This window comes from candidate division TA06 bacterium (assembly GCA_016208585.1).
Taxonomy (GTDB): domain Bacteria; phylum Edwardsbacteria; class AC1; order AC1; family EtOH8; genus UBA5202.
The window spans coordinates 1-11,170 of the sequence record JACQXR010000079.1; the positions used below are offsets into that span (position 1 = coordinate 1).

An 11,170-nucleotide genomic window follows, 5' to 3' on the forward strand; every position below is an offset into this window, starting at 1 on the left:
GATAACGATAGGGGGCGGACTGTAAAAGGCGATGCCTGCGTGCTCCGCGGCGGCAGCTTCAACAACAACGATAACAACTGCCGCGTTGCCAACCGCAACAACAACAACCCGGACAACCGCAACAACAACAACGGTTTTCGCATTGCCCAATAAAACTCAAATGCTTTCAATTAACGATGCCGGTGGTTTAATGACCAACGGACGGAAAAATTGAGCTTTACAAGCCCGTCACCTGCCTTTTAAACCTAACCCCTTTAATTTCCCCTTCCCTGAGCCTGCCCTGAGATTGGCTGTTTATGTAGGCTTGCGAAAGGGAGGGAAGGGGCTTAGGGGATGGGTTAAAGGGCGAATACTAAAACAGCCTGGCGGCGGCTGGTAGTCCGCAACGATGAACGCTGCCGCCGGGCAGGCAAACAACTAACTCATCCCCCCGCCTGCGTCCGCCGGACTTTGGCGGACAGGCCGGCCCCTTCTCTTTAACAGAGAAGGGGATCAAGGCTTGCGCTGAGCAGAGCCGAAGTGGGTTGAGTTCAGAATGGAACAAATGACCAAAGCAACCTCATTGCCCGAACTTAAGGACAAACTCCAGCACCGGGAATATTTGGATGTCTTGCGGAAAATGACCGGCGAACAACGGCTGCGGCTGGGATTTGAGCTTCACGACCTGGCCCTGCGCCTGATGCAGGACGGCATCCGCCACCGGCATCCCGAATACGATGAACGGCAGGTTAAACAGGAAACCGCCAGGCGTCTTTTGCGATGCAGCAGATAGAATTTTTTACTTCGGTTATCCGGAGGCTTAACGAGATCGGCGTTCAGTATATGCTGACCGGCTCGGTGGCTTCCAATTTCTACGGCCAGCCGCGGCTGACCCATGACGTGGACCTGGCCGTGGCAATAACTGCCGGGCAGATAAAAGTATTATCTTCGAAATATCCTGCGCCCCGGTATTATCTCAGCGAAGCGGCGGCGGCGGATGCCGTCAAAACCCGGACCATGTTCAATCTGATAGATTCGGAAACCGGACTCAAGGCCGATTTCTGGATTTTGGACGAGAAGGATGTTCTGAAAAACTTGGCCTTCAGCCGCCGTCGGGCGGCCACTGTCCTGGGTCAGAAAACATTCATCGCCACGCCCGAGGATATCATACTGTTGAAGCTCGATTGGCACCGGCAGGGCGGCGAAACAACAGTTCAAATTCAGGACGCATTGACGGTTTTTGAAGTGCAGCGGAACGACCTTGACATGGGTTACTTAAGGGCCACGGCCAAATCCGTTGGCTTAGCTGAACTACTGGCAAGCTTGGAAACACAGGCGGAGTAGGTGCCCCTGCAGTTGGGTGAGGGGTGGGGATTTTTTGACACAACCCTGATGTGGTGCCAGGTTATTCATGGTCTTAAGAAACAAGTTATGGATAACTCCGGGAGAAAAATATGAGCGCGACAAAACGTCAAACATCATCAATATAATTTCGGCGTTCTGATAGAACAAGACGAAGACGGCTATTTTGTAGCCACCGTTCCGGCCTTAAAAAGCTGCTATACCCAGGCTAAAAAGTTGGAGGACTTGTATCCCCGCATCAAGGAAGTTATCGAACTTTGTCTGCAGGAAGAAAAGCCGGCGGTTATGAAATTCGTCAGTTTGCAGCAAAATGCCAAATTGCCAATAGAAAGTTAATGGTTAAAGTTAAAGATATTTAAAACACAAATAGCAGACGAAGCTGTCGCCGAGGATGAAGCGGCATATAATCGCAGGTCGCAGGCTTTCATTGAAGTTCCAGTTGCCTTGCTGCCGGCAGTGCGGAATCTGGTCGCCAAGCATCGGTATGCCATAAAACAAACATACAAATAAGGCAAAATAAAAAGAACCAATAGGGAGCACGAGATGAGCAATCTCAAGAACGCCGACCCGGAGATCTACCAGTCCCTCAGCGACGCGACCGGGCGCCAGGAATACGGCCTGGAGCCGATCGCCTCGTTTCAGGGAAAACATGCCTAGTCTTAGAAAGATCAAAACGCTGATAGGCCAGCATAAAAATGAGTTGGCCCAGACGTTCAAAGTGCGCCAGATCGGTGTTTTTGGCTCCCGGGTCAACGGGCGTCCGACGCAAAAGAGCGACATAGATATCATCGTGGATTTTTCCGGCCCGGTGAGCTTGCTGAAACTGGTAAATTTGGAGAATTACCTCAGCGATCTCTTCGCTGCCAAGGTGGATCTAGTCCCCAAGGAAGATCTGCGGATAGAGCTAAAAGAGCAAATTCTGTCACGGGCAGTCTTCCTATGAAACGGGACGCCACATTGTATCTCAAGGATATGCTCGACCAGATGGAAAAAGCCGAGGGTTTTATCGCGGGCCTGTCCGAAGAAGGTTTCGCCAAAGATGAAAAGACCCAGTATGCCGTCCTGCGATGTATTGAGGTTATAGGCGAGGCAGCCAAGCATGTTCCGGCAGGCATCCGGAAAAAATACCCCAAGGTTCCATGGAGGGATATGGCCGGGATGAGGGATAAGGTTATTCATTTCTATTTCGACGTTAATGTAAAACGGGTATGGCTTGCGTTAATGGAGGATATTCCCGCAATACAACCAATTCTTCAAATGATTCTGAAAGAGATCAGAGAATGAGCAATCTAGAGAGCGCTGACCCCGAAATCTACCAGTCCATCCTCGACGAGACCAAGCGTCAGGAATACGGCCTGGAGCTGATCGCCTCCGAGAACTTCGTCTCCGAGGCGGTGCTGGAGGCCCAGGGCTCGGTGATGACCAATAAATACGCCGAGGGCTATCCCGGCAAGCGCTACTACGGCGGCTGCGAGTTCGTGGACGCGGCCGAGAACCTGGCAAGAGAAAGAGCCAAAAAACTCTTCAACTGCGAGTATGCCAACGTCCAGCCCCATTCCGGCTCCGCCGCCAACCAGGCGGTCTACTTCACCTACTGCCAGCCGGGCGACACGGTGCTGGGCATGGACTTGGCCCACGGCGGACATCTGACCCACGGCTCCCCGGTTTCCTTCTCCGGCAAGATGTACAAGATAGTCTCCTACGGGGTCAAGCGGGAGACCGGATATATCGACATGGACGACGTAGCCAAAAAGGCCCGGGAACACAAGCCCAAGATGATCATCGTGGGGGCCTCGGCCTACAGCCGGCACTACGAGTTCGCCAAGTTCCGGGAGATAGCCGACGAGGCCGGCGCCTACCTATTCGCCGACGTGGCCCATCCGGCCGGGCTGATCGCGGCCGGGCTGCATCCCTCGCCCATTCCCCACTGCCACGTGGTGACCACCACCACCCATAAGACCCTGCGCGGCCCCCGGGGCGGGATGGTGCTGATCGGCCAGGACGGGGAAAACCCCTTCGGCCACAAGATCAAGGTCAAATCCGGGCCTACGTCCGCCGAAGGACTACGGCCCGCAAGCGGAGAGCGCCTGAAGCTGATGTCCGAGGTAATGGACAGCACGGTGATGCCGGGCATCCAGGGCGGCCCCCTGATGCATGTAATCGCCGCCAAGGCGGTGGCCTTCAAGGAGGCCCTGGACCCTTCGTTCAAGGTCTACGCTCAGCAGGTGATAGACAACGCCCGGGCTTTGGCCCAGGGCCTGATGGAACGGGGCTATCGGATCGTCTCCGGCGGCACCGACAATCACCTGATGCTGATAGACCTAAGCAGCAAGAGCATCACCGGCAAGGAGGCCGAAAACGCCCTGCAGGCCGCCGGGATCACGGTCAACAAGAACCTGGTGCCGTTCGACGCCCGCAGCCCCTTCGTGACCTCCGGCTTCCGGATGGGCGCCGCGGCCCTGACCACCAGGGGGATGAAACAGGATCAGATGAAGGCGGTGGCCGGAATGATAGACAAGGTTTTGACCAACATCAGCGACGACAAAATAATACAGGAAGTTACCGGCGAGATCAAGAAACTATGCCGGGAATTTCCGCTATATCCCAACCGTTTGAAAGGATAGACTAATATGGCTGAGATCATAACCCTGGGCCGGGTCCAGTTCGGCGAGGTCGTCGCTAAGGCCCTGAAAGAGCGCTGGTCCGGGGTGCTGACCATCGAAAGTCCGGAATTCACCGAATACGTGGAATTCAAGAACGGCTCCATCGGCGGGTTTTCCTCGGCCGAGCGCAAACAATTGCTGGGCGAGATCCTGACCGCCGGCGGCCATATCAGCGAGGAGGACCTGGACAAGGCCATCGCCACCCAAAAAGCCAAGGGGGGCCGGATTGGCGACATCCTGGTGGAGATGGACCTGATCACCCGACAGCGGATCGAAGAGGTGCTGGCCATCCATCAGATGAGCGTGCTGGCCCAGAGCCTTTCGGCCAAGGACTCCGAGCTTTCCTTTGAGCCGGGGCTGACCCTGGCCGACAAAGGATAGGTGGCCGCCTCAAAAAAAAACCATGCCGCTGGGACAAAGCTACTGCGCCCCAGCTGGGACCGCTATTTTCTGGAAATAGCGGCCCTGGTGGCCAGCCGCTCCACCTGTCTCCGCCGCCAGGTGGGGGCGGTGATCGTCAAGGATAAAAGGCTTTTGTCCACCGGCTACAACGGGGCACCGGTGGGCTTAAAGCACTGCGCCGAGCTGGGCTGCATCCGGGAACAGCAGGATGTCCCCTCCGGCCAGCGTCACGAATTATGCCGGGCCATCCATGCCGAGCAGAATGCCATCATCCAGGCGGCCACCTTCGGGGTGCCGCTGCTGGGGGCCTCCATCTACACCACCCATTTCCCCTGCGTGCTTTGCTCCAAGATGATCATCAACGTCGGGATCAAGCGGATAGTATATTCTCAGGGATACCCCGACCAGATGTCCCAGGATATTTTAAAGGAAGCTAAACTGAAGACGGAATTGTTGAAAACCTGAATGAAGCAGACCTCCGAAAATAAAAAAACCAAGTCCTACGTCGGGCTGGGCTCCAACTTGGGTAACCGGCTGGGCAACATCCGCTTTGCCCTAGCCGCCATGGGACAGATGCCGGGGTCGTCTGTTTTAAGGATGTCGGCAGTTTACGAGACCGAGCCTTACGGCAATCCCGGCCAGCCCAAGTTCCTGAACGCGGCAGTGGAGATCGAGACCGCCCTGGAGCCTACGACGCTGCTGAAATCGCTGCAACGGATCGAGCACCATCTGGGGCGGGTGCGCCAGGCAAAATGGGAGCCGCGGGTGATAGACCTAGATATCCTCTATTTCGGCAATCAGGTGATAGATACCCCGGAACTTAAGGTGCCGCATCCGGAGCTTTCCCTACGCCGGTTCGCGCTGGTGCCGCTCTGCGACCTGATCCCCGAATTCGAAGACCCGACCAGCCGGCAGAAGGTTAAGGTCCTGCTTCAAAAAATTTCCCGGACCCATAAGGACATCATAAAATTAGAAACGGTTAATTTTTAGCCTGTTTCAGAACCTATTTACCACAAAAGGCACCCTTCTATTCATCAGGGTAAACTTCGGCACAAAATAAACCCGTTTAACGTTATTACGTAGTAGTAACGCTATTACGCTTTTGTGATTTATGTGCCCATTTGACTTCGCTCAGGGCCTGCTTTATAAGGCCAATTCCGAAAACACCAAGTCCCAATATTATTTATCATGACGGATTTAAGAATTCCCCGATACGTGGCCATCGAAGGCGTGATCGGCGTGGGCAAGACCACGCTGGCCAAGCTGCTGGCCGAGCGGTTCCACGCCAAACGGGTGGACGAGGAGGTGGAGGCCAATCCCTTCCTTTCCAAGTTCTATTCCGACCGCCGGGCCTTCGCCTTTCAGACCCAGATATTCTTCCTGCTTTCCCGTTACAAGCAGCAGCAGGGAATCCTGCAGCAGGACCTCTTTGGCCAGCAGATAGTCTCCGACTACCTGTTCGCCAAGGACAAGATATTCGCCTACCTTAACCTGGATCAAAACGAGATCGTCCTGTACGAGAACCTGTGGAAACTGTTGGAGCCGGGGATAGTCAAGCCCGACCTGGTGGTCTACCTCTTGGCCGAGATAGATCTATTAGCCAAGCGAATCAAGGAACGGGGGAGGCCGTTCGAGCACAACCTTTCCCGGGACTACCTGGCCGGGCTGTCCGAGGCCTATAACCATTTCTTCTTTAATTACACCGAAACCCCGCTTTTGGTGGTCAACGTCAATCAGATAGACCTGGTCAATCACCCGGAGGATTTCGAGGATCTGGTGCAGAAGATCTGCCAGCCCCATCCCGGCACCCGGTATTACGTTCCGGCCGGCTCTAAAAAGGACAGGAAGAAACCCAAATCCGTTGAAGCCAAGGAGCAGAACCTGCTGCCGGAATAGAGCGAGCGGGATGACAGCCGATATTATTTCGCAAAACCAGCAGTTAGCCAAGATGTTGCTGACGCAGCCCTGGTAGCGTCAGCTCTGCGAAATTAGATCGCCATCGCCAACGGCGTTGGCTCCTTTCCAATTTCTGGCATCTTGGCTAACGCCCGGATTTGCCTTTCCTGTCGTCAGGCCATGGTTTGGGCGGATAATCGCTCCGCCCTGCGTCAGCAACACCATATCTCGACAAGCTCGATAACCATATCTCGACAAGCTCGATAACCATATCTCGACAAGCTCGATAACCATATCTCGACAAGCTCGATAACCATATCTCGACAGGCTCGATAACCATATCTCGACAAGCTCGATAACCATCGGCTAATAATCAGATTTGCGGCTGCTCGGTGCTGCCCGCCTGCGCTGAAGCTTCGGCGGACAAGCGCACCGTTCGGCTGAGCTCACGCTTGCGCCCCGCCGTTGACGGGGCTACAGCGCGCAGGCACGCCGAAGCCTCACGATTACTTGCACCTTCGCCGCCCAAACCCTGGCTCATGCTTCCGCAATCTGGCAAGGCCGAACGCTTGCAGATTGCTCCGCCTTCGCTTCGGGCTATCGCAAATCCGGGCGTTATTCCATAGTACATGTCCAAGAAAAAATTCAAATCCAGAAATCTGAGCCAGCAGCATCTGGCCCAGGCCCAGCACCGCAACCGGTACTGGGAGAAAATCCATTTCATCTGCCAGGCCTGCGGCGCGCCGCAGGCCTTTTCCCTGCTGCCCCGCCGCGAGCTGGAGCGGCTTTACGACCTGCGCTTTCTGCCGTTCCGCATTGAGGCCGCGCCGGGCGAAAGCATACCGGAGCGGGTGGTCAAGGACTGCCGGATATTGGTCTTTGAGCAGGTGAAACGCCAGGCCATGCCAATCGTTCCGGGCGGGCCTGAAATCACGTTGGACGACTACTTCAACGTCGCCCTGAGCCTGCGGCATTACCTCAAGATCATCGCCGTCGGAGAATTCCCCGGCGCCGGCGAATTTAAGCAAGCCCTGGCGATCTATGCCGGGGATGACGGGCTCCTGAATGAAGCTTTCGCCAGGCTCTCCAACGTTCTGTGGGTGCCCAGCGTGTTTTGCAGCGACCTTAACGTCAGGCTCTACTGGTTAACGCTGTCTTTCAACAGGCTGGATGGAGACTCCTGCCTGCAGCGCAACTTAGAAGTGCACGCCCACGCGCCGGAGCGGGTCAGGGCCGTGTTCGACGGCATTCCCCGGCCGGCCTCCCGGGCCTGCTGGGCATTCTGCGGATCGGGGATAGTGAAAGCGGTTCTCCAGCCCTCGCAGTTGGGCGTGCGCGGCAGTTTCGCCGATTTGCCGCATGAGGTCTTCGTCCAGTCGCACGCCCTGCAACGGCTGGAGGAGCGGATCGACGGCGTGCCGACGGGACTGCTGCACTACAGCCTGTTCCAGTCCCTGCAGCAGCCCAAGGCGATCAACGACGGGCAGGGGAACATCCTGGTCGAGTACCGCATTTTCAACGCCAAGGCCGGGTATCTGATCGCCGACATCAAAGACGGCCGGGTGGTAATCCGCACCTTTCTGTTCGTCACCAACAACGGCACGCCCGAAGGAAAGCGGCTGGAGGAGGTCTGTGGGTTGGGCAGGCTCGACAAGCAATACCTGGCCCTCGACAAGCTGAGCACCTTCATGGCGGCCGACGTGGCCGGCAACGCGGGATTGCAGGAGCTGTTTCGGCAGGCCGGCTGCGAGTGCCTATGGGATTTGAAGGAGAAGGTGGGGCCGCTGTGCACTGTCAGTGGCCAGGCCCCGGCGGCGCTGCTGGAGCAATATTTGGGATTGAAGGCAAAGCAGCTTTGAATGATGCTGGTAATGCCAGCTGTGTTTATTGGTTTACTCAACCAGCTGTTCTTTAATTTTAGGACGGCGGGATTTTTGTTGCCCAGACATGATTGTCCGGGATTTCCCGATTTGTCCCGATTTATTCCGATTGGTATTGCAAAAAACCGATGTTTTCTGCTAAAATTAAAGCTGAAAACAAATTAACCTGCGGCCGTATTTCCGCGGCTTTAGATATCCCAAAACAGCAGGATATTTTAAAAATGGAAAACTACCTGATCATAGCATTGTTGGGGGGCATTGCCGCCCTGGCCTTTGCCTATTTCAAGGCCGCCTGGGCCAGCCGTCAGGATCCGGGGGACGCCGGGATGAACGCCATCGCCAACCACATCCGGGACGGGGCCATGGCCTTCCTGAAACGGGAATACAAGGTGCTGGTCCTTTTTGTGATAGTGGTGGCGGGCCTGCTGGGATGGATGAATGCCCGCCAGGAAGGGTCAAGCGCATTGGTGGCGTTTTCCTTTGCCTTCGGCGCTTTCTGCAGCGGCCTGTCCGGCTATTTCGGGATGAAGGTGGCCACCAAGGCCAACGTCCGGACCACCCAGGCCGCCAAGACCGGACTGCCGAAAGCCTTGGGAATAGCCTTTTCCGGCGGCACCGTGATGGGAATGTCGGTGGTGGGGCTGGGTCTGGCCGGGCTGGCCCTGCTGTTCCTGCTGTATACCAAAGTATTGAATTTTGGAACCGGGGATGAATTCCAGCTCTCCCGCCTGCTGTCGGTGATCTCCGGGTTCTCGCTGGGCGCATCCTCCATCGCCCTGTTCGCCCGGGTGGGCGGGGGCATCTATACCAAGGCCGCCGACGTAGGAGCCGACCTGGTGGGCAAGGTCGAAGCCGGGATCCCCGAGGACGATCCCCGCAACCCGGCGGTAATCGCCGACAACGTTGGCGACAACGTGGGCGACGTGGCTGGGATGGGGGCCGATCTTTTTGAGTCATACGTGGGGGCCATCGTGGGAGCCATGGTGCTGGGCGTGTTCTACGGCGTCAATCTGATTATGCTGCCTTTGGTGCTGGCTGCCCTGGGGATCATCGTTTCCATCCTGGGGACCTTCGCGGTCCGGATGAAGAACGACGGCGATGCCCAGAAAGCCCTGAACCTGGGAACTTTTGGAGCCGGGGGGCTGGCCATCCTTCTAATGTACCCGGTGACCAAATGGCTGGTGCCCCAAGCCATTGGTTTCAGCAGCAATCCCACCGGAACGCTGACCACACTTACCACCGGCGGGATATTCGGGGCGGTAGTGGTGGGCCTGCTGGCCGGCATCGTCATCGGCCTGCTGACCGAATACTATACCTCGGAATCGCGTTACCCGGCCCGCAGCGTGGCCAAGCAGGCCCTGACCGGTCCGGCCACCGCCATCATCGGTGGGCTGTCGCTGGGAATGATGTCCACCGCCCTGCCGATGACCTGTCTGGCCCTGGCCATCGTGGCGGCCTACCGGTTTGCCGGATTATACGGGATCGCCATCGCCGCTCTGGGAATGCTTTCCACCACCGGGATTCAGTTGGCGGTGGATGCCTACGGGCCGATCGCCGACAACGCCGGCGGCATAGCCCAGATGAGCCGCCAGGGGCCTGAGGTCCGGGAGCGCACCGATAAATTAGACGCGGTGGGCAACACCACCGCCGCCATCGGCAAGGGATTTGCCATCGGCTCGGCGGCCCTGACGGCCCTGGCCCTGTTTTCGGCCTTCCAGGCCGCGGCCGGAATCAAAAGCATCGATATCTCCCGGCCCGAGGTCATCGCCGGCCTTTTTATGGGCGCAATGCTGCCCTTTCTGTTCAGTTCCATGGCGCTGAAGGCCGTAGGCGCGGCCGCTTTTGACATGGTGGCCGAGGTCCGCCGCCAGTTCAAGGAGATTCCCGGGCTGCTGGAAGGCAAAGAGGGGGCGGTGGCCGATTACGCCAAGTGCGTGGATATCTCCACCGCGGCGGCCATCAAAAAAATGGTATTGCCCGGACTGCTGGCGGTGGTCTCGCCGGTGATCTTCGGAATCTGGAACATCGAGGCCCTGGGCGGACTGCTGGCCGGGGTCACTGTCAGCGGGGTGCTGCTGGCCATATTCATGTCCAACTCCGGCGGGGCCTGGGACAACGCCAAAAAACACATCGAAGGCGGGGCCCACGGCGGCAAGGGATCCAGCGCCCATATGGCTGCGGTGACGGGCGACACGGTGGGCGATCCCTTCAAGGACACGGCCGGCCCGTCGTTGAACATTTTGATTAAGCTGATGAGCGTGGTGGCACTGGTGATAGCCCCGTTCCTGAAATCCCTGGGGAAATAATTTAACGAAACCTCTATGAAACCTAACCACTGAAACGCGGAAATTTTGGAAACAGAATGATGTTCATTAAATTGGACTTGAGAATAGGTCTTGGCGCGATCACATGGAGAATCCTGGTAAACCATGATAAATGAAATTGAGATAAAAAGACGGAAGATCCGCTGGTGGTTCAACGTGGCCTCCAGCGGGGTGGTCGTTCTGTTCGGCCTGGCCCTGCTGGCCCTGCGCTACCTGCTCCACAAAAACCCGGTGGGGCAACAGTTCTGGCCGTTGATCGGGTTGGTGCTGGGTTACGGGGTGATCCGGCTGGCCTTTCATTTATGGCGCAAAGGGCATTTGTACGACGATCTGGAAGAGGAAGAAACAATGAGCAATGGACAGTGAACAGTGAACAGTGAACAGTGAACAGTGAACAATGAACAGTGAACAGTGAACAATGAACAGTAAACAATGAACAATGAACAATGAACAATGAACAGTGAACAGTAAACAGTAAACAATGAACAGTGAACAGTAAACAGTGAACAGTAAACAGTGAACAGTAAGGAAGCGTTAATAAATAACCTTTACAAGTAGTTTATTTTGTGCTATAATGTTGGGCATGAAAAACAATGTCCGACTCGAAGAACAATTTGCGCGTATCTGGCCCCACTTGAACGAACGGGCTCGTCGTTTGATGGCA

At 56.3% G+C, this 11,170-nt stretch carries 13 protein-coding genes; all 13 read left to right on the forward strand.

The window, feature by feature from the left end; genetic code table 11:
- Positions 1-153: SUMF1/EgtB/PvdO family nonheme iron enzyme (locus HY768_06030; protein ID MBI4726766.1), on the forward strand; the 153-nt coding region annotated here is incomplete at its 5' end.
- A gap of 391 nt (positions 154-544) precedes the next feature.
- The gene (locus HY768_06035) at positions 545-772 is read left to right on the forward strand and encodes a hypothetical protein (GenBank protein ID MBI4726767.1); all 228 of its coding nucleotides are present in this window, start codon (positions 545-547) and stop codon (positions 770-772) included.
- Positions 760-1,323 carry a hypothetical protein gene (locus tag HY768_06040; GenBank protein MBI4726768.1) on the forward strand — a complete coding sequence of 188 codons (564 nt, stop codon included), beginning with the start codon at positions 760-762 and terminating at the stop codon, positions 1,321-1,323. Before HY768_06035 ends, HY768_06040 begins: the two co-directional genes overlap by 13 nt.
- A 667-nt stretch (positions 1,324-1,990) precedes the next feature.
- Positions 1,991-2,284: a nucleotidyltransferase family protein gene (locus HY768_06045; GenBank protein ID MBI4726769.1), complete on the forward strand. Its 294-nt coding sequence runs from the start codon at positions 1,991-1,993 to the stop codon at positions 2,282-2,284.
- Complete coding sequence (locus HY768_06050) at positions 2,281-2,625, forward strand: DUF86 domain-containing protein (protein MBI4726770.1); 345 nt, start codon at positions 2,281-2,283, stop codon at positions 2,623-2,625. The genes HY768_06045 and HY768_06050 overlap by 4 nt, the downstream gene beginning before the upstream one ends.
- Positions 2,622-3,965 carry a serine hydroxymethyltransferase gene (locus HY768_06055; GenBank protein ID MBI4726771.1) on the forward strand — a complete coding sequence of 448 codons (1,344 nt, stop codon included), beginning with the start codon at positions 2,622-2,624 and terminating at the stop codon, positions 3,963-3,965. The genes HY768_06050 and HY768_06055 overlap by 4 nt, the downstream gene beginning before the upstream one ends.
- A 6-nt stretch (positions 3,966-3,971) precedes the next feature.
- Entirely contained in the window at positions 3,972-4,385 is a 414-nt protein-coding gene (locus tag HY768_06060; protein MBI4726772.1) for a hypothetical protein, read from the forward strand.
- Between the two features lie 42 nt (positions 4,386-4,427).
- Entirely contained in the window at positions 4,428-4,871 is a 444-nt protein-coding gene (locus tag HY768_06065; protein MBI4726773.1) for a dCMP deaminase family protein, read from the forward strand.
- Positions 4,872-5,396 carry a 2-amino-4-hydroxy-6-hydroxymethyldihydropteridine diphosphokinase gene (folK, locus tag HY768_06070; GenBank protein MBI4726774.1) on the forward strand — a complete coding sequence of 175 codons (525 nt, stop codon included), beginning with the start codon at positions 4,872-4,874 and terminating at the stop codon, positions 5,394-5,396.
- Between the two features lie 198 nt (positions 5,397-5,594).
- Positions 5,595-6,302 (forward strand): deoxynucleoside kinase, encoded by a 708-nt coding sequence (locus HY768_06075; protein MBI4726775.1) that lies wholly within the window; start codon positions 5,595-5,597, stop codon positions 6,300-6,302.
- A gap of 629 nt (positions 6,303-6,931) precedes the next feature.
- Positions 6,932-8,161: a hypothetical protein gene (locus HY768_06080; protein MBI4726776.1), complete on the forward strand. Its 1,230-nt coding sequence runs from the start codon at positions 6,932-6,934 to the stop codon at positions 8,159-8,161.
- Between the two features lie 242 nt (positions 8,162-8,403).
- Entirely contained in the window at positions 8,404-10,488 is a 2,085-nt protein-coding gene (locus HY768_06085) for a sodium-translocating pyrophosphatase (GenBank protein MBI4726777.1), read from the forward strand.
- A gap of 123 nt (positions 10,489-10,611) precedes the next feature.
- Positions 10,612-10,872, forward strand: a complete 261-nt coding sequence (locus tag HY768_06090) for a hypothetical protein (GenBank protein MBI4726778.1) — start codon at positions 10,612-10,614, stop codon at positions 10,870-10,872.
- The last annotated feature ends 298 nt before the right edge of the window (positions 10,873-11,170 follow it).

What these genes read in the sequence shown, in the direction of transcription:
- HY768_06080 (MBI4726776.1), top strand. Translation starts at nt 6,932, where the DNA reads ATGTCCAAGAAAAAATTCAAATCCAGAAATCTGAGCCAGCAGCATCTG.
- HY768_06050 (MBI4726770.1), top strand. Translation starts at nt 2,281, where the DNA reads ATGAAACGGGACGCCACATTGTATCTCAAGGATATGCTCGACCAGATG.
- HY768_06075 (MBI4726775.1), top strand. Translation starts at nt 5,595, where the DNA reads ATGACGGATTTAAGAATTCCCCGATACGTGGCCATCGAAGGCGTGATC.
- HY768_06055 (MBI4726771.1), top strand. Translation starts at nt 2,622, where the DNA reads ATGAGCAATCTAGAGAGCGCTGACCCCGAAATCTACCAGTCCATCCTC.
- HY768_06060 (MBI4726772.1), top strand. Translation starts at nt 3,972, where the DNA reads ATGGCTGAGATCATAACCCTGGGCCGGGTCCAGTTCGGCGAGGTCGTC.
- HY768_06040 (MBI4726768.1), top strand. Translation starts at nt 760, where the DNA reads ATGCAGCAGATAGAATTTTTTACTTCGGTTATCCGGAGGCTTAACGAG.
- HY768_06090 (MBI4726778.1), top strand. Translation starts at nt 10,612, where the DNA reads ATGATAAATGAAATTGAGATAAAAAGACGGAAGATCCGCTGGTGGTTC.
- folK (MBI4726774.1), top strand. Translation starts at nt 4,872, where the DNA reads ATGAAGCAGACCTCCGAAAATAAAAAAACCAAGTCCTACGTCGGGCTG.
- HY768_06085 (MBI4726777.1), top strand. Translation starts at nt 8,404, where the DNA reads ATGGAAAACTACCTGATCATAGCATTGTTGGGGGGCATTGCCGCCCTG.
- HY768_06045 (MBI4726769.1), top strand. Translation starts at nt 1,991, where the DNA reads ATGCCTAGTCTTAGAAAGATCAAAACGCTGATAGGCCAGCATAAAAAT.
- HY768_06035 (MBI4726767.1), top strand. Translation starts at nt 545, where the DNA reads ATGACCAAAGCAACCTCATTGCCCGAACTTAAGGACAAACTCCAGCAC.